The 17880-nt window shown below is 50.6% G+C and carries 13 protein-coding genes; all 13 read left to right on the top strand.

The genetic code is table 11. The features are described 5' to 3' along the window. Window positions 1-23: 23 nt before the first annotated feature. Entirely contained in the window at window positions 24-443 is a 420-nt protein-coding gene (locus J4E58_RS19505; RefSeq protein ID WP_087092653.1) for a GPW/gp25 family protein, read from the top strand. After that, the gene (locus J4E58_RS19500) at window positions 440-856 is read left to right on the top strand and encodes a hypothetical protein (protein ID WP_087092654.1); all 417 of its coding nucleotides are present in this window, start codon (window positions 440-442) and stop codon (window positions 854-856) included. Before J4E58_RS19505 ends, J4E58_RS19500 begins: the two co-directional genes overlap by 4 nt. A gap of 13 nt (window positions 857-869) precedes the next feature. Further along, on the top strand, window positions 870-3569 hold the full coding sequence (locus tag J4E58_RS19495) for a hypothetical protein (RefSeq protein ID WP_087092655.1): 2700 nt from the start codon (window positions 870-872) through the stop codon (window positions 3567-3569). A gap of 8 nt (window positions 3570-3577) precedes the next feature. Further along, on the top strand, window positions 3578-6358 hold the full coding sequence (locus J4E58_RS19490) for a hypothetical protein (RefSeq protein WP_087092656.1): 2781 nt from the start codon (window positions 3578-3580) through the stop codon (window positions 6356-6358). 151 nt (window positions 6359-6509) lie between these two features. After that, window positions 6510-7337, top strand: coding sequence for a tail fiber protein (locus J4E58_RS19485; protein WP_207255323.1), 828 nt, complete (start codon window positions 6510-6512; stop codon window positions 7335-7337). A 37-nt stretch (window positions 7338-7374) separates the two neighbouring features. Further along, on the top strand, window positions 7375-9150 hold the full coding sequence (locus J4E58_RS19480) for a contractile injection system tape measure protein (RefSeq protein WP_087092657.1): 1776 nt from the start codon (window positions 7375-7377) through the stop codon (window positions 9148-9150). A gap of 169 nt (window positions 9151-9319) precedes the next feature. Further along, window positions 9320-11437, top strand: a complete 2118-nt coding sequence (locus J4E58_RS19475) for an ATP-binding protein (protein WP_087092658.1) — start codon at window positions 9320-9322, stop codon at window positions 11435-11437. A gap of 29 nt (window positions 11438-11466) precedes the next feature. Continuing rightward, the gene (locus J4E58_RS19470) at window positions 11467-12393 is read left to right on the top strand and encodes a DUF4255 domain-containing protein (RefSeq protein ID WP_087092659.1); all 927 of its coding nucleotides are present in this window, start codon (window positions 11467-11469) and stop codon (window positions 12391-12393) included. A gap of 19 nt (window positions 12394-12412) precedes the next feature. Further along, window positions 12413-13156 carry a hypothetical protein gene (locus J4E58_RS19465; RefSeq protein WP_143481925.1) on the top strand — a complete coding sequence of 248 codons (744 nt, stop codon included), beginning with the start codon at window positions 12413-12415 and terminating at the stop codon, window positions 13154-13156. A gap of 167 nt (window positions 13157-13323) precedes the next feature. Next, window positions 13324-14184: a hypothetical protein gene (locus J4E58_RS19460; RefSeq protein WP_143481926.1), complete on the top strand. Its 861-nt coding sequence runs from the start codon at window positions 13324-13326 to the stop codon at window positions 14182-14184. 625 nt (window positions 14185-14809) lie between these two features. Beyond that, window positions 14810-15799, top strand: a complete 990-nt coding sequence (locus J4E58_RS19455; protein ID WP_143481927.1) for a hypothetical protein — start codon at window positions 14810-14812, stop codon at window positions 15797-15799. A gap of 185 nt (window positions 15800-15984) precedes the next feature. Next, the gene (locus J4E58_RS19450; protein ID WP_143481928.1) at window positions 15985-16770 is read left to right on the top strand and encodes a hypothetical protein; all 786 of its coding nucleotides are present in this window, start codon (window positions 15985-15987) and stop codon (window positions 16768-16770) included. A 146-nt stretch (window positions 16771-16916) separates the two neighbouring features. After that, window positions 16917-17693 (top strand): hypothetical protein, encoded by a 777-nt coding sequence (locus tag J4E58_RS19445; RefSeq protein WP_143481929.1) that lies wholly within the window; start codon window positions 16917-16919, stop codon window positions 17691-17693. Window positions 17694-17880: the final 187 nt, after the last annotated feature.

Genomic DNA, 17880 nt, shown 5'->3' with positions numbered 1-17880 from the left:
GCAAACTATTATCAGAGGCGAAGATGAATAATAACCTCACGCAAGTGTATGGGCGTGGCTGGGCATTTCCCCCCAGTTTTACCATGCAAGATGGCGTACGAATGGCAGAAGGCCAAGAGGCTGTGCATCAGAGTCTGCACATTCTTTTCAGTACCCAGCCGGGGGAGCGGATTATGCGCTCTGACTACGGCTGTGATCTGCAAACCTATATGTTCTCCAATATCCGTGAAGAGTTATTGGCGCAGGTAAAAACCAGCATTGCTGATGCCCTGTTGCATTATGAACCACGGGCGGCTGTCGATAATGTGCAAGTTGCTCAGAATCGACAAAGCCCAAGTTTGTTACAGGTGCAGGTAACTTACCATTTGCGCGGCAGCGATATCGTTCAGAAATTTAAAGGGCAATTGGATATCGCTGATGGCCAGGGCGTGAGGATGTTATGAGCGACACTATTATTGTCAATGGCGATCAACTGCAGTTTGATCCGATGTTCGGTAATCGCCAGGTTACGCCAGTCGGCCCTGCAATCATCAGTGGCTCCGGCCTGGCAAGTATCAACCAACAGAAAATGTGCGTGGTGGGGGATGAAAAAAAGGTGCAGATCCCCGCGCAATATCAGATTCCCGGTTATAGCCCCGGCATGGGGTTGCTGACGATCGCCGCGCTGGGCAGTGATCAGCAGGCACCTCGTTGTACCAGCGGCGCGGCATTGCTGTTAAAGGGGCAACAATTCATTGCCCGTTTCACCCCAACACAACCGGCAATCAATAGCGCCAGTGGTGTGCCGGACGTGCCTGCGCCGAGTATGGGGAAAGGACGTTTTATCCCTAAACAATCATTTGCTACCGCAGGGTAAGGGAAAAATTAGCATGTTTGATTTAAGTACCTTTCATCAGAGCAAAGCCGATGCATCGTCAGATAACGGATTTGCCCTGGATGACCGGACTGTCGAAGGTCTGCTGCAATTCCTTCAAGACTATAGCCAGCTGATTCCATTTGCTGAGAACATCAAATGGGACAAGATTTTCCTGGCACCAGCCAACGCGCAACGGTTGGCCGCGATTTATCGCCAACCCGAGCTGGCCGACGGTTCGCTCGCGCCGCAGCAGGCGCTATTGCTGGCGTTTTATCGCCTGCTGGAAACCCCCAAGGCGCTCTTGAATCGCCTTCCAGCGATGCACCGCCAGCTCTACTACCGTGGCCTGTTGGGGCTGAAACCGCGGGCAATGGTTCCTGATCAGGTGGCACTGGCCTGTCAACTGGAAAAAGGTGTTCATGAATGCCTGCTACCGGCCGGAACCCTGATGGATGGCGGCCAAGACAATCAGGGTAACCCCGTGCAGTACGCACTGGATAACCTATTGCTGGCCAATCAGGGGCAATGGAGTGACCTGCGTTGGTGCCAGCCGGGCGCCGCCGGTCAGAGGGTATCCCGAATCCTGTTTGACCAGGCCAATAAAGTCGCCTGGCCAGAGTCCGGTGTCCGTTTGTTCAACCGCACCGACGCCGAGGACCAGCCAGTGGTGACCGGGCGGGTCGTGGGATCCGAGCTGTTAGCCATGTCTGGCGGGGACCGCACTATCACTGTGGTGTTGAAAACGGCAGTGACGGATGACGATATCAAGGCCATCACTGCGGGTGCTAGCGGTGCGGGGCAGTGGCAGGCCCTGGCTGTCACCAAAGGAAATGACGACAAGTCCCTCAGCCTGAAACTGTCGGCTACGCAGGGTGCGATCACCCCTCCTGGCGGTTTGGATGGTTTTACCTCGGCCATGCCGTTGCTGAAGTTGAGCCGAATCGATGGCAAGTCCGTGCCTGAAGTGACAGCGCTTGCAGTGGCCGTATCCGGCCTCACTCAGGTGATGTACAGCAGCGATGCGGGAGTGGAAAAACTCTCCGGCACCAGTTATCCGTTCGGCAATAGCCCGGTAATGGGGAACGGATTTAACCTGGTGGCCGCGGACTGGTGCAATAAGCCGCAGGAACTGACGATTAGCCTGACACCGGAATGGCTGGATTTGCCGGAGCAGTCATTTAGTAAGTGGTATATGGGGTATGCCGAAGATGGCAAAAGCCCTATTGGCAGCAATGCTGATTTCACAGTGACTTCAGATTATATGATTGGCAGTACCGCGTTGTTTTCTGGCGGTACTGATGATAAGCCTGCGGCAAATGCTATCCAGCTAAAAGTGACGAACCTTTCCGGTTTGTCCATGGCAAGTGTTGACCCAAAGGACTGGCAAAGCTACCTGCGTCTGGAACTAAGCGGCCACGATTTCCTCCACCAGCAATACTGGAAGCGCCTGCCGGCAAAACCAGACTTGAACCCGCCCTATACCCCGCAGATCAAATCGCTGGCCGTCAGCTATAGCGGAACGGATGACAAAGTCAAAGAGCAATATCTGTTGACCGCCTTTGGTTATGGCTCAGAGCCGCAAGTCAGCTCTACCCTGGCCGATGATACAAAGCCCCAACTGTACCTCGGCTTCAGCGATATCGAGCCCGGCCAGCAACTGAACCTGCATTGGCAATTGCAAAGCCCGCAGCCCCAAGACCTGAAATGGCAGTACCTCGATCAGAAAAATACCTGGCAGTCTCTGGATGCCCAGGTGATCGACGGCACTGGCGGTTTGTTCGCCTCCGGCCTGTGGTCGGCGCCTTTGCCGGACGATGCCGCGCAGGGTGTACAGATGCCGGCGGGGCGTTACTGGGTCCGCGCGGTGCTGACTCCCCCCGCTCAAGCCAGCGGGGCCGATGCCTGCATTTCGGCTTATCCGCGTTTACATGGTCTGCTGGCCAATGCGGTGACGGCGACCCTGATTAACGGCGAGTCGCTGGACAACAGCCATTTTACCCAGCCGTTGCCAGCCGGCACTGTTCGTCAGCCCGTACAAAAGCTCAGTGGGCTGGCCCAGGTTACCCAACCCTGGCCATCACAAGGCGGGCGCGCGCCCGAGTCGGATGCGCAGTTTCTGCCACGGGTAGCCCGGCAACTGGTCCACCGCGGCCGGGCGCAGACCTGGTCCGATATGGCGGCGCTGCTCAAAGATCGCTATCCCGAAATCGGCTATGTGCATATTCCCCTGTCCGAGCAGTTGTTCAGCCTGCCCGCCCGTTGTACGCAACAGCTGATCGTGATTCCGGCCAATGGCGAACAGGACAACAGCGATGCCTTGCGCCCGAAATTCGCTCCGGCCCGTTTGGCGGCGATGAAGGCGTACCTGCAAGGGCTGAGCAGCCCTTGGGTCGATATCAGCGTGGTCAACCCCGACTACAGGGATGTGCCAGTGACCTACAGCGTGACGTTCATCCCAGGCACCAACCAGGACTTTGCCCAGCGCCAGCTGAGGCAGGCACTGGAGCGTGAGTACATGCCCTGGGGATGGGATGGGCAGAGCAGTGCCATCGTGGGCACCGCGCTGGACTACTACGCCATGGCGGCGTTTATCCAGCAATTACCCATGGTCGAGTGTGTGCATAGTCTGACCCTCGATGGCCAAGCCGCTTCGCTGGTCAGTGCCGATACCCAAGTATTGGTCCTGACTTTGCCAGATGACAATCATCGCTAAGGATTATTATGAGCAATAACAGCATGTTACCTGACGAGGTCAAAAGCCTTATCCACTTCGACACCCTGCTGGAGCAGGGGATGGAGGCGATCGAGCAGTATTCCGGGCAGGTGTGGACCGATAAGGGCGAACAGGACCCAGGTGTGACCCTGCTGCAGGACCTGTCCTATGGCGTTTCCGACCTGGCCTATCGTCACACCTTGCCGCTGGTGGACTTGTTGACCCCTGCGGACACGTCTTCCGGGGACGGGATCTTCCCTGCGTCATTCGGGCCACATCGGGTGCTGACCTGCGGGCCCGTTACGGTGGATGACTACCGCCGTGCGCTGTTGGATCTGCACAGCCCCGAGGGAGAAACGCCAGTTGGCTTCTATTTCCGTAATGTGCAACTGACCCCTGAAAGTGAAGCGGAGCAGTATCAGTACTGGTATGACCCCGATAAGCGGGAGTTCACCTTTGCTCGGCCAGCCAGTATGGCCGAGCCGACGCAATTGACCCTGAAGGGTAATTATCATCTTTACGTCGAGTTGGCCCGTGGTGCTGATCAAGCCAAAGCGCAGACAGCCCTTGACGATTTTTTGAAAGTTAATCGCAATCTGTGTGAAGCGGTACGGGAGACCACCTGGGTTGAGCCGCTGCCTCTTGAGCTTCTTTCAACGCTGGAGCTGGAAGATGACTGTACCGATTACAATCGGGTGTTGGCAGAGCTTTATATGCTGTCTGACAGCTATCTCAATCCAATGGCTGTGCGGGTAGCCGCGTCTGAGTTGTCGGAACAAGGCGTCGACAATGAGGTGATCTATCAAGGGCCACAATTGCAGCATGGCTGGATTACCCGACTACCGGCTGCACGCGATTACAGCCAGCCGCTCGAGGTGGATCTCAGTCCACTGGTAAACATCTGGTTATCTATTGATGGTGTAAAGAGCGTTACTGACCTGGGAGGCAATAAACTCGGTAATTGGCATGTGTCGGTCGATCCCAATAAGTATCTGCAGTTGTGGGGGAGTGATCCAGTTGCTTCTCTTGAGCGCGACAAGAACACTGTTTATCTCTATAAGAAAGGCCAGCGCTGCTTGGGTGATCGTACGGGTATTGAGAAATACATCACTGTTGCACCGCTGATCTGCGAAAAAGACGTGGTAATGCCCTATGGCCACAATCGCAAGCCGGCTGAGTTCCATTCCCTCAGCAAGCGCTTGCCGCCGTGTTATGGATTGCAGCAGCCGTCACCTGAAGATACACAGAAACAGTTGCATCAGTTTCTCCTGCCATTTGAGCAAGCCTTGGCCAATGGTTGCCAGCAATTGGCATTACTGCCGGATCTATTGGCATTTGATCGTTCCCAGTCCACCCCTGTATGGGGTATTCAATGGCCATTCGCTGCAGAAAGTCTGTCCGATAAGGTTCATCAAGCCTATAAACCCCAATTGTTATTGATGTTGAAAGACCACAGGCAAAAGGACAATAAGGAGTTGGCAACTATTGACTACCTCCTTGGCTATTTTGGCAGCCAGCGTGCGCCGCGCACTCTTTCCAGGCCATTTTCCGATTTTTTGAAAGTGCAGCGTGGATATTTGCGTCAGCATGCCGATTTGGGATATCAGCGTAGCAATATTCAGATTCAGAAAGTTTCGGCATTGCAAAAGCGGGTTGCTGCGCGTATTGGAGTTGGCAGTGAACTTTTTGATCAGAAGTCAGCGTTGGATAAGCTGCCATTTTATCTGGTAGAGCATCGGGCGTTATTGCCGGTGGCGCCGGATGAGCACTATAATGTTGAGCAACCAGCAATCGACTTTGAGGCTGCTGATGATTCTACTCTTCTGCAGGTAGAGAATACGTCGCCTAATGGCTTGTTTCATACCGGGATGCTGATTGATCTTATTATTAAAAATTACGGAGGAGGCGGGTGCGATTATATTGTCAATAATATAGTGGTGGAAGCGGTTGAGGAGTCTGGAACAGAAAAATTCTATTATTTAAAGTTAAACCCAAAACACAATGAGCAGCTATTGCGCAACCTAAATAAGCTTTCAGATGCAATGGATGCAGGAACTTTACGCTGGAAAAACAGCAATACCTGGCTGCAGGATATGTGGTATCCGCTGCATTATGACGCTGATCCAAAACTGCTCAACGAAGGTGAAAAACGTATCGTGGCAACACAGGATGCCCCTTATCCGGTGATGTTGCAGCAGGATGATCAGATTGCAATTCGCCGCCATATCTCTCCGAAGCCCCCACTGTTGGAGAGTGATGATAACGCCATTGTTTATGCGCAAGTGGTATCGAGAGATTGGATCAATGGCAGCTTTGTCATTAAAGCCAAAGACGGTAGTACGCTCCCTGAGAAAGGAGATAATCACCGTTGGTATATCGATCATCAGGATAAAACCATCAGTGACCGCTTCTCCTTTATGGTCAGCCTGGTCTTTCCACGCAAACTTCTAGCGGACCTTACGGACGCCAGCACCACAGAGGCATGGATCAAACAGTGCATTCTGGACGAAATCCCCTGCCATATTTCCGCACTGGTGCATTGGCTGGATGACAGCGCCTTCGCTCAGTTCGGCGTTGCCTATCAGGGCTGGCAGAACAACGGGTCGCCCTTGGGGGATCGCTCCTATCAACTGCTAAAACAACTGACCCTGGGGCGAACGCCGAGTGTACTGGATGGTCTCGGGCATATGCGCATTGCCACAGCCGCTCAACAGCAGGCCGCAACGGTGCCAGGCTGGAACCCGGACTACATATCGGAAAACGAGCTGTTCTACGTGCCGAAAAACTGAAATTAATAATTGAGTGACTTATTAGTTTTTATTTTTCAGTGTTATTTGGTTGTGGTTGTCGTTAATTTTTCTGCAAGTGCTTATGCCGGGATTCATGTCGGCGTGATGGCCTTGTCATGCTTTTAGTAACTTAAATAACTGGAGTAGCATTGTGGCTAATGAAAAGACCCCCCCTGTACAAGCGGTAAGTGCCGAGGCCGTTGGGCCAAAAGTAGCGGAGCTCACCAGCAAGTTTAAAGAACAGTCGATTCCGTTGGAGGTGGACTTTAAAGACCTGATCAAGATTGCCGATGTCGGCCGCAAGGCTGTGGGGTTGAGTGCCGACCAGTCAAATAATGAGCCTGGTAATGGCATTGCGGTGACTGGTGAGGGAAAGCTAGAGGTCAAGGCTGGATACGGTATTAAGGTTGGTAGTGATGGGGTGAGTTCTGATATTCACTCAATTTTCCCAGCAGGAATGATCATGATGTTTTCAGGTTCGACCATTCCATCAGGATGGGCGATATGCAATGGGGAAGGTGGTACACCAAACCTGGTGGATAAGTTTATTTTGGGGGGCACACTTGATAGCTTGGGGGGAAGGAACTCTATATCCCTGTCTGGTGATAAGAATAATAAGGTGTGGACTGAGATAACGGACTCTCAAACGCCTAGTATTAATTTGAGTATTTCTGGGCATCGGTTAACCGTAGATGAGATGCCGAATCATGAACATACAGAAGGGCTGAAGTTATTTTGGAGTGATGATATAGATAGTAGGTATTCTAATGGTCTGTGGCAGAAAGAGCGTGGCCTTGGAACAAATCTCGGTTCTAAAGCTACAACGGAGGGAGTAACTCTTGCAGCAAGAACCTCTACAGCTGGGTGGGGGAAGGAGCATAGCCATGGTGGTACTGCGGCGCAAGCGTCTCACTCCCATGCTGTTTCCGTATCTGCCCCGTATTATGTCTTGGTTTTTATCATTAAGGTTGATGGGTAATTGATGTTGTTGTGCTGCATGTCATCAGTAAATTGGTGTGATTAAAGTGGAATTCATAGATGAGCTAACCTCTTTGTGCTTTATTATTTATGCTTCTCCGGATACTGTGGAACAAGTGCAGCAGCGCTGTAGTGATCTATTTTATCAGAGCTTGGCCGAAGAGCTTTGTAGGTTGTTTCAGTCACTAAAGACTCTGTCAGAAAGTACACTGTCTATTGATCTGCTGAGAATCGATGTGGGTGAAATTCCTCTGGCACAGTTTGAGGAACAGTTAAGCCAACGACTATTGCACCAGCTGGAGCAACAGATATTGGAAGCTGCGTCGCAGGCGATGTTGGGCGAAATGTTTTCTGTGCAGCAGGATACGGCCATCGTCAAATCGTGTGGTGGGGAGATATATCAAGAGGAGTGGGGGACCGCTTTAACAGTCGAAGGTGTCAATCAGGCCGAAATCGCTGAGCAACCGAACAAATATGCCAGATTGGTAGACGCTCAGGCTGGAACAGGACTGGTCCCCCTGTTCCACTATTTGCAGTCGGGTTATCTGGCATCCCGGCATCAGGCGCTGCTGACTGAATGGAATGCGTCTGGTGGTGCGGATAACTGGCTACGCTCGCACCTGGCAACTTCATCCATCGCACAGCGCCAGTTTTTTGCAGGGTATTGTTTACAGGAGGCGCCACGCCAGCGGTTGTTGCAAACCTTTAGTGCTGCGAGTTTGCAGGCTGTCTGCCGTTTGTTTCTGGACGATAAACCGGAATTGACGCCACCGGCAGGCAAACCCGCATTAGAGCTTTGCTTGTTGCTTAGTAGTCTATGGGCTTGTCGGCAACCCTCGACAGGGGCTTTACCGGTACCTGCCTCCTTGGTGCTGGACAGCAATCTGTTGACCGAGTTGGCGCCCTGGTTGTTGCTGGTGTTCGGTCACCCGCCATTGCCTGCGGCGTCGTTACCCTGGTTGCAGCCATTCTGGCAGCAACCTGTGGTGCAGCAACTATTAGCGTCGGGGTTATCCAAACCTGACTTTATCCACGTGCAACACCAAATGGAGGAAAGGGCGCCACAAAGTGAGATGGCCAAACGGGCACCCCAAGCGGCGGTAGCAGGCTGGTCGGAGAAGGACCGCCAGCATCCAGCCATTGGTATCGGACAGTTGGGCGGATCTCAATTGCAAACAGGGAACGCCAAACAGCACGCTCAGAAGGAAATGGGCGAGAGGCAGAGATACACAGAGGCTGCCGTAACGAGGAGCAATCCGATTCAGCTACCAAGGCGTTCAAACGCCTCATTACTGGAACAGGAACCGCTGTCGGTCGCCAACGCCGGCCTGGTACTACTATGGCCGCTACTGCCCGGGCTATGGCGTCAGGTGGGCCTCCTCGAGGAACAGCAATTCAACAGCCCACAGGCCCAGCTGGAGGCCGTGTGCTGGCTGGATGGACTGGTCTGGGGGGATGAGGCGATGGCGGAATGGCGCACCCCTTTGAGCAAGTTGCTCTGTGGGTTGCCATTGGAATCACCACTGGTGCCCTGGTCGACGCCAGAGCCTGAGGTGAGGGAGCAGTTGCAGGACTGGTTGGCGGCGATTCCCGCGCAGTTACCCGGTTTGCAACGGTGCCAGGCCAATGATCTGCGCAGCCTGTTTCTACAACGCCCCGGGCAACTGCTGCAAACCCGGTCGGGCTGGCAACTGTCGGTAGAGACGGATGCCAGCGACTTTCTACTGTCGCAACTGCCGTGGGCCCTGGACTTTATCCGGTTGCCCTGGATGGAACAGCCTCTACAGGTGAAATGGTTGCCGACGGTTAGTTGAATTAGAAAACGCAGTAAGCGCTATTGCTACTTATAAGTGCGGAACCCAGGTTCAGTGCTGAATAGATAAACCTGTTTAGCTGGAAGCCTTGACTGTTTTATCAGTCTGCTTAGCCATGCCGGTTACTTGTGCCCGGTGATATTTCAATGATCAATAAAGAAGAGTCAGCATGCCGAAACAGCATAATGCGCTGCGTCTTTGTGACGAGCTGGCGCCTGAATTATCCCAGGATGAAGATTTGCATTTACTCTTGGCCCAATTCGAGCGGCTGGATGTATTGATACAACAGCAGTTGCACACCCTGCAACAACGCTTTGCCGAGCCCGAAGAAGCCCTCCAGGGGCTGGCACTTTCCCCGGAGGAATTGGAACACCTGAACACACAACGGATGGGGATTCCGTTCTGGGCGCTGGAGCAGAGCGATCAGCAACTTTCGACTGAAGCTATTGATCCACGCAGTCGTCTGGGCCAATTGGTCAACCGTTTCGCTTTGAGCGATTTTGAACGGGACGTGTTGTTGCTCTGCTTGTTGCCGCTGTTTGATAGTCGCTACTCGCTGCTGTTTGCTTATATGCAGGAGAACAACCAGAAAAAATCCCTGACAGTGGACTTCGCCTTGAACATCCTCTGCCCGGGTGTTGTCGAGAAGACCGCGCAGCTGGCGAGCCTGCTACCGCAGGCCCGCTTGCTGAAAAATTGCCTGCTCACATTCACCCAGCGCAGTGGCGAGCATTGGGGTAATGCCCTGCTGCACCCGGCGACCGAGATTTACAGCTGGTTGATCGGCCACGCGGCTTTTCCCGGTGAGCTGCGCTCCTGTGCCAGTTGGCTGACCCCTTCTGCCTTGGCCGACCTGCTTGTGCCCTTGACTCAACGATTGGCCCCTTATTGCGCGGATGCAGGCGTCGAGGTGAAAACCCTGGTGCAGTTGCAGGGGCGCCCGGGCAGCGGGCGGGCAATGGCCATCGCCCGCGCGGCTGCCAGCGTGGGGAAAGCGGTACTGGCGCTGGATCTGGCGCAATTACCGGAAGACGATGAAACCGCCCAGAGCGTGCTCAGCGTGGCGTTGCGCGAAACGCGGTTGCAGGCGGGGTGCCTGCTGCTGCGTTCGTTGGCGGATTTCAGCACGGCCCATCCACGGTTGATGACATGGCTGGGCCAGGCGCTGAGCCAGTCTGAGCTACCGATCTTTTGCCTGACCGAACCCCACGCCTCACTGATGTGGCTGGAAGGGATGGCGCAGGTGGTGATCGCCATGCCCACGCCGGCGTTCGCCGATCAGGTTGCCTTGTTGGCCAGCCGGTTGGAGGGCATCCCGCAACAGCCGGATATCGATATTGCAGGGCTGGTAAAACGTTTCCATCCCTCTTCCGAGACCCTGGTGTCGGTGCTGCATGAAGCGCAAGCCTACTGCCAGCAACGGGGGGAGAATGCACTGCTGTCCAATACTGATCTCTACCATGCCTTTGGGCTGCGGTCGCAACAGGACTTCGGCAACCTGGCGCAACGTATTACCCCGGTACGCGGTTTCGATGACTTGATCATCAGTGATGATCTGCAGCAGCACCTTAATGAAGTGCTGGCGGCGATTCGCCAACGGGAGCAGGTATTAGGGCAGGGCTTTGGTCGTAAGGTCGGCTACGGCACCGGCATCAGCGCGCTGTTCCATGGCGATTCCGGTACTGGCAAAACCATGGTGGCGGAAGTCTTGGCCGGGGCGCTGGGCGTTGACCTGATCAAGGTCGATCTTTCCACGGTCATGAATAAATACATTGGCGAGACCGAGAAGAACCTGTCGCGCATCTTCGACTGTGCCGAGGCCGATGCCGGGGTGCTGTTTTTTGATGAAGCCGATGCGCTCTTTGGCAAACGCAGTGAAACCAAGGATGCCAAGGATCGGCATGCCAATATCGAAGTCTCTTATTTGTTGCAACGGCTGGAAAGTTATCCAGGCCTGGTTGTGTTGGCCACCAACAACCGTAGCCATCTGGATGATGCCTTCAGCCGGCGTTTGACGTTCATTCTGCGTTTTACTTTCCCGGATCAAACCCTGCGCGAGCGGATGTGGCGGGCTATCTGGCCGGCAGAAACACCAGTGGCCGAGGATGTCGACTTCTCTTCCCTGGCCCGACGGGCAGAGATCACCGGCGCCAATATCCGTAATGCGGCCATGCTGGCCAGTTGGCTGGCGGCAGAAGAACAGTCCCCGCATGTTGCGATGCACCATATCGAACGAGCCTTGCAGCGTGAGCTCGGAAAGGTCGGCCGGCTTGTCCTATCCCGTTAATTTGAATTTCGTTTATCTGGAGTTTCTTTATGGCTAACTTGCAGGATGATCCGTCCCCAAAACGTATTGCCGATACCACACTGATTCAAGTGAACAAAACCATTGGCACAATGCTGGCAGAGTATCTGCCTAGTCCCGTGGACATTATTTTTACCTTGCCGGATACCGGTGAGCCACCGGCACAACCAACGATCAGCGTATTTCTTTACGATGTGCATGAAGACCTGTCGCTAAGAACCGGGGCTAGCCGCCAGTTTTCACCGTCCACTGGCATGCTGATGCCAGGAAGCATCAATGTTTGCTGCCGTTACCTGATCACTTATTGGGAAATGAAAGCCAGCAACAGCAGCGATTCCCCCGCGACCATGGCCGATAGCCAAGCCGTGTTGATCATGAACGATGTACTCAATGCCTTGATCAACGCACGTACTTATCCGGGGCTGTCGGATTTTTATGGACGAGTGATCCCACCCTCGGAACAACTGAATAGCCTGGGCAACTTCTGGCAGTCGTTGGGTAATAAACCACGGTTGTGCTTGACCTATGAAGTCACGGTGCCGATCGCCTTGGCCAGTCGCAGTCCGGTATTGGCCCCGGTGAAAGCCGTATCGGCCGCGATTGCGCAAAAGCCCGGTATTGACTTTTATCGGCAAGCTGGAACGGTGGTGTGGGAAGCGCTGGTCGCGGCACTGGATGCGAAGAGCCCGTTGGATGATACCGCTCGTGCACAGTTGAAGAAGGTGACTGTTGCCTGCGTGGGGACTCCTTTTACTGATGACAAGTTGCCTGATCAGCATCTTGATATTGTTTTGTCTGGTGTTGTGCTGGAGGCCAATTTGGCTGTAATCCAGAGTGTTGTCGATGCCTGGAAAGCAGAGGCTAAGGCTATTGGTGAATTGCAGGGAGGGGCGCTATTTGTTGATAGCGTCGACAATAAGTTGACTGCAGCGATGTAGGCCTGGGAGTAGTATTCGAATGTATAAGCAGGTATGCCACAGTGTAAGTAATAAAGAGGCTGTGCAAGAAAATTCTGGGAAGGTTGGTAGCCAGCATGATCTCAGTAACGATACGCAAGATGATATTGATAGCTCAATTGATATCGGGAGGCTGTGGGGCACGAAGGAAGGGGCAGGCAATACAATCTCGAAAGGTCTGGCATTGAGCAGTAGTGACGTAAAATTTATCGATCTTGAAGCCGGTGCAAAGCTTTATAAGATGTCTCCATACGAAACTTTCGATGTTACTCTTGCAGAGGCTGGTGACCAAGCCCGTTTGGCAGATGTTAATAATGTCGATAAGGATTGGGTTGGCCAATATTTTGCTGACGATCCGGAGACTTCTCGGGGGTACGCTTTTGATTATCTTGATGATAATGGAAATGGAAAAGTGTATTTATATGAGGCGATAGCAAACTCCCCTGTTCGCATGATTGTCAATAATAAACCCTCTCATGGCTCTACAGACTTCACAGGGCAAAGCAAGGCAGATGCTGTACGCAGTTACCTTGCGTCTTCGAGGTCGGACTTGGATCTTGGCGGCTTGCCGCTAATGAATGCTCTTTCAGAGCGAGCCTTCATTTATAAAGGACCACATAGTATAGATTCCACTGGAAGTATTGAGGACTATGAAGTGATCATCGGTGCTTCGTCCTTGAGTCAACGTTTTACCATCAGGAAGATTGAGACGCTTGAGTACCGTCGCTTCGAATTGAAGTCCTGAGTCTCATCAGTTTTATATTTAGGTGTGCGAAATAGAGTGTTTTGCAGTCGAGTGGCTGAGCATAAACTATAAAGTCATACCACCTGCCATGTTTTCTAATATCGGTAAGTGATGCTCTAGAGGATAGAGTTGGAAATATACTGGTAGCCAATCTTGGAGATTAAACGATGCCGAAGGTGCAAGCCTCAAAAGATAAGGCCTCACTAAAGAAACAAACACCAAGGGTGAGGAAACGGCACCCTGATTCTGAAGGTGAATCAGAAAGTGAATGCAGTAAGATCGGATATCGGGCGCTCAGAAAGGATGAAGAACCCTTAATAAATGGCATTAAACCGCCCGCGAACTCAGACCCGAAAATACCAGCATTTGCCCATGTTCGTGCTGGCTCAAAGGCTAAAGTTAAATCTCGCTGGGTCTCATATAGCCGTTCGTTAAAGGTGGCCGGAAGTTGGGCCGCAAAAGATCTTGATGGGAGGGTGGTAAAGTTCAAAGTCCCGAAGGGACGGAAGTTTTATGATCTTACTACAGTTAGAGATCAACAAGTATTTTTAAGTGATTATACTAAACAGACGGGAAAAGAAATAGATCTCGACCCTAAAAAGCACCCGGCAATCAATTTTGCCAAGGGCTCCCAGGAAGGGCTTATTTATAATGGGGTCGAAGCATCAGATGTTATTGCCGTTTACAGCGCGGAGAGAATATCGGATGAAAGTTTTCGAGAGCTATCACTGATCAGAAATTCACTGGATTCTTGGAGGCTAATCAAGTCACGAGCGACTGTTATACAGAATAAAGTTAAGGCGTTACCGGAAGCAACCCTGCTTACAGAGATTTACAATAAAAATGATTGGTTGGTTCGGCTTAGGCTGCGTTGGGACAGGGGGTCGAGAAATGCCAAGGATGATTTGGCTGGGCAAGGTTTATCACCTTATGATATTAATTACATTTCCAATTATAAAGAATATCGAGAATATAAAGAGGAACTTAAGGTTGCATATCAGAGGTATCTAGATAGGAAAGCTAAGTAGTTGTTTGTCTTAAGGCGAGAAGAAAGATGGTTTTGATATAGGGAAAATGCGAGTTAGGTATGGATGGAGAATATGAAACGGTGATGCCCGAGAGCGCTCAAAAAAACGGTCGGGCGGAGGAGAGAGTGCAAACAACTCCGGAAAGGTTGTAAGAGATTAATGGGGATTTAGGTGTGGTTGCCAATTCTGGCCCTTTTCCTGTGGCTGTTGTGAACAGAGGCTATTGGGAAATATTGGAGGGTAGGCAAGAACTCTTTGAGTTTTATAGGTGAATGAACACACCATTACCTTCCCATTGGAAAGATGGTGCATTGGTGGAGGGAAAAATGGTTATGTCACCATCCAGGAACGCCCTCTAACTTGAGCGCTAGGATCATTAAAATAGATCAAGGTGAGGTTTAGTCGCTCTAGCAACCAAAAGTTAATGACGTATTTGCCAAGTGTGAGCAAGGCAGCGACAACGGATGCTCTGCATGTTTTGCCCTGGCGTTGCAGTTGAAGGTGTGATCGAGCTTCATTGAAGTATGGGTTTCTGAGGAGTCTTAGAAGTGATTTGGCCGAATGGATGTGTTCTTGAAGGTTGGATGTTTAATGGATTTCGATATGGGTGGAGGGTGAGGTAGGTATGGAAAGTGAATATGAAGCGAAGATATCTGAGGCAGCTCAAAAAAAATCGATAGGGTTGAGGGGAGCGAGCAATAATGTCGGAAGTCAGTCCTTGGCACCTATTACCTTGCTGTATGGATTTACATCGTTTAGAAAGTACTATGCCGGTCAGGAAACTCGCAGATGTGGAAAGACTAAGATAATCATTATTGATCATCTTAATGAGAGTCTTGATCTTGTCAATAGAGTGAATAAAGATTATGCGGGTACAATTGAGTCAATTAGGAATATGGGCGGAGATATTAATCAGGCAGAAAAAAATCATTATGCGGATGAAGCTTATGATTTGATGAAAAAAACAGGCATAAAAAGTCCTCAGCATGCAATGTTGCTTATCTTGAGTTGGCGGAAATTTTTATCGAAAAATGCTGATAAGTTACAGATTACATCCTTGATAAAAGAATCAAAAATGCGGGTGGCCTCACCCAAAGATGCTACAAGACGACTATTTGGATTTTTTAATAAAAACTCACCGGAGGGGGTACACAATAAAGAAAAGGAGATCAGTGCAGTCGTGGCGCTTGGGACGTTGCTAAACGGTCCTTGTCCGGAGGTGAGCATTAGCGAGGCTATGAAGTCGAATGTGTATATAAGTTACGCTGTTCGTATGGCTTTTTTTAGAAAAGTAAGTAAGTTAGGCCTGGATTGGGCAAGATCGCAGTCACAACTGCATACTGTATTTGTCGAAGGGGCTTTTTCTGATGAGGTGAAACAAGATAATGACAAAAGCAATGATCAGGCGCATTGGCGTAGTTTTACCCAGGAGGATGAAAAGAGTTTAAGTAGCAAGCCATATTTTATTGTTAATCGCATAGCCTCCTACTTGCCGATCACCTATTCGGAAATGAAGCATGTCCGCCGGCTGAATTATGATGTTGAACGAATAGATATCATGAGGTATGCATCAGGCTCTGCTTCAGAGGGTAGCGTGGCATTGTCAGGGTTGTAATTACGGTTGAATGTCAGGTGCATTAGAACAGAATGAGGAAAGTGCGATGCCGCTAACATCAAAAATACTGGCGAAGCTTAAAGGTTCGTCTAAGGAAAGGCGCCTCCAGGGGGCGGTGTCTGACTCTGATTATGTGGTGCCAAATAAAATTCATAGCTTTTGGCAAGGCGATATAAAAAAAACTTATGGATCATCTGGCAAATGTAAGTAAAACGGCAAGGTTAAACCCAAATTACAAAATAGTCCTACATGTTTATCCAAGTGATAGTGTCAGGATTGAAGATGTAGTCGAGCGTCTAGGCTCCGATGCTAATATTCGAGTGAAGGATATTACTTCCGAAAAATGGTATGAAAGATTTAAGTCTTCTTTGCGCTACAGTCAGTTCCTTGCTTCAAGAACAGGGGGGCGTGCCCACTTGGCATCAGGCGCAGATATCATAAAGACGGAGTTGATTTACCATAAAGGAGGGGTATGGAATGATGTCGACAATGTTGCACTGGTATCGTTGCCGGAAAGTTTGAAAGTTAGGCAGAGCCAAATCCTTACTGCTGGGCCTGTGACATTTGCTCGGTGGGGGGGGATGAAAGGTGTTCATTCAAGTACCTTCGCTAGTTATAAGAATAATTCTTTACTAGAGGAAATGAACAAGGAAAGTTATAAAAAGTACTCTTCACTGGCTCGGTCTATTTATAAGAAGGTGCCAGAAACAGATAATCCTGATGATCATTTTAAAATGGTATCGCAAACAGCGGGTTCTTATCATTTCTCTAAAGAGTTACTGGCTAGAAATCCGGATTTCAAGAAATCGTTGGATGCACTCGGCCGTACAGGGAAGAAGTATGATGAGGATATGATAATTTTTGATAAGTATTTTACCCCAACAGCTTCAACGGGGTCAGGGAATTGGGATGAGGATCAGGTAGTTGCGTTGTTGGAAAGTATGTCTAAACCAGGGCATGTGATGATTTGATAAGAGTTTGCTGCAATTCTTTGATTAACCATCATCAGTGATGAATAGTCCGCATCTGTTAAGAGGTTGACTCGATTTTTATAGCGACAATTGCAGGGTGGCTATAAAAAGCTTTTAACTTTAATGATATTCTTCAAGGGGGCGATATGCCGAATAAACTTATGGATCTATCAAAAAAAACTTGTAGGTCAACGAGAGTGGCTCCTTCAAATAGAGTGAGTTTTGACGCTGATCAGGAAGAGAGGGCTGAGGGGGCTAGCCTATTATCCTGTTTTGGCTGGGGTAGACGCTCAATAACTAAAGTCGATGATGGTGCTCTCACATTCGATGGGGTGATAAAGAAAATTGTCAAGTCTGAGGTCGGTGGGCACTCTTCAGTGAACGCTGTGAGACATATGATAGAAAGCAATAGAGTCAATATTCCGGAGTTCCTTTATCGCTCTCACCATGACTCGGCAATTAGTACGAGAGGTCTGACACGGGCAGGAGATGCAGAGGATCCGAAATATGAAGATGACTTTGTAGCGCAGATATTCAAACATTCGGCAAGTTCTGGTGGGTTGGGAGGTAATGTTCTATCTCTAACAGCCGAGCCTTCTGTTGTGAGTAGATTTATTAATGGTCGCTCAAATAATGTTTTGGTAAGAATTCGTACCGATTCAATAAAGGAGGATTTTAAAAGTATGGCGGAGCTTGTTCAGGAGAGGTCCGCCAATTTGGTGAATGATAAAAAAATTCGTTTTCAAACTATCGTTAATGTGATTTCCCATCTTGGGAATAACGAGAAAGAAGTGTTCTACATGGGGGGAGATATACCAGCAAAGTATGTTGAAATAGATATGAGCAAGAGTGGGTGTCACAAATGGGTGACTGTGGAGGAGTATATGAGGCGAATGGTTTCGCCCGCTGCTGGAATGATCTGAAATGGCTCGATGTTATCAAGTCGTTTCGCTATCTACGATTGGCAGCAGTTTGCCAATTTCCTTGCAGTTTAGCCAACCTTGTTTGGTCAGCAAACCAGGTTGCTGAAGGTCGTTAGCCAGCCTGTGAGTTGCTTCCCTACCGGTTTGTCGCTGTAGCCGGAGAGTGCTGGCAGGGCTCGCCCCGACT

This window comes from Pseudomonas sp. FW305-25 (genome assembly GCF_017351415.1).
GTDB lineage: Bacteria > Pseudomonadota > Gammaproteobacteria > Pseudomonadales > Pseudomonadaceae > Aquipseudomonas > Aquipseudomonas chlororaphis.
Note: the sequence above shows the minus strand (reverse complement) of the source record. Positions and strands in the feature narration are given on the sequence as shown.

What these genes read in the sequence shown, in the direction of transcription:
- J4E58_RS19500 (WP_087092654.1), top strand. Translation starts at nt 440, where the DNA reads ATGAGCGACACTATTATTGTCAATGGCGATCAACTGCAGTTTGATCCG.
- J4E58_RS19465 (WP_143481925.1), top strand. Translation starts at nt 12,413, where the DNA reads ATGTATAAGCAGGTATGCCACAGTGTAAGTAATAAAGAGGCTGTGCAA.
- J4E58_RS19475 (WP_087092658.1), top strand. Translation starts at nt 9,320, where the DNA reads ATGCCGAAACAGCATAATGCGCTGCGTCTTTGTGACGAGCTGGCGCCT.
- J4E58_RS19450 (WP_143481928.1), top strand. Translation starts at nt 15,985, where the DNA reads ATGGATCATCTGGCAAATGTAAGTAAAACGGCAAGGTTAAACCCAAAT.
- J4E58_RS19495 (WP_087092655.1), top strand. Translation starts at nt 870, where the DNA reads ATGTTTGATTTAAGTACCTTTCATCAGAGCAAAGCCGATGCATCGTCA.
- J4E58_RS19470 (WP_087092659.1), top strand. Translation starts at nt 11,467, where the DNA reads ATGGCTAACTTGCAGGATGATCCGTCCCCAAAACGTATTGCCGATACC.
- J4E58_RS19460 (WP_143481926.1), top strand. Translation starts at nt 13,324, where the DNA reads ATGCCGAAGGTGCAAGCCTCAAAAGATAAGGCCTCACTAAAGAAACAA.
- J4E58_RS19490 (WP_087092656.1), top strand. Translation starts at nt 3,578, where the DNA reads ATGAGCAATAACAGCATGTTACCTGACGAGGTCAAAAGCCTTATCCAC.
- J4E58_RS19455 (WP_143481927.1), top strand. Translation starts at nt 14,810, where the DNA reads ATGGAAAGTGAATATGAAGCGAAGATATCTGAGGCAGCTCAAAAAAAA.
- J4E58_RS19505 (WP_087092653.1), top strand. Translation starts at nt 24, where the DNA reads ATGAATAATAACCTCACGCAAGTGTATGGGCGTGGCTGGGCATTTCCC.
- J4E58_RS19445 (WP_143481929.1), top strand. Translation starts at nt 16,917, where the DNA reads ATGCCGAATAAACTTATGGATCTATCAAAAAAAACTTGTAGGTCAACG.